The 500-nt window shown below is 41.2% G+C and carries 1 protein-coding gene; it reads right to left on the reverse strand.

The features are described 5' to 3' along the window. On the reverse strand, positions 1-500 hold a 500-nt coding region (locus tag ACCC84_RS23965; RefSeq protein WP_371902453.1), incomplete at both ends, for a glutamate synthase-related protein.

Below are 500 nucleotides of genomic sequence, written 5' to 3' on the forward strand. Positions count from 1 at the left end.
TTTAAACACAATATGCTCTCTAGTTAAATGGCGCGGGCTCTTCACTCCCGCTGCCGCTGCTAATGAAAATAAACTATATCTCATACTAATAATATAATTCATGACTCGCCACTTCTTCTCATACGGATCTAACGCTTTTTGATAATGCGGATTCGTCGTGGCTACACCAGATGGACATTGGCCAGAATTACATTGAAGGGCCATAATACAGCCGCTTGCCATCATAAATCCGCGGGCTGAACTTACAGCATCCGCTCCAATCGCTAAAGCAATCGCCACTTTATCTGGTGTGATTAATTTCCCCGATGCAAACACTTTGAATTTGTCCCGAACACCATAATGATTCGCTGTATCAATACATGTCAGTAACGCTGGAATAAGCGGCATTCCCATACTATCTGCCATCGATTTATACGTCGCTCCTGATCCACCTTCTGAACCATCAATTGTAATGAAATCTGGATAGATATTTAACTCTTTCATCGTTTTAAATAAATCTT

This window comes from Serratia odorifera, assembly GCF_041448735.1.
Lineage (GTDB): Bacteria > Pseudomonadota > Gammaproteobacteria > Enterobacterales > Enterobacteriaceae > Serratia_F > Serratia_F odorifera.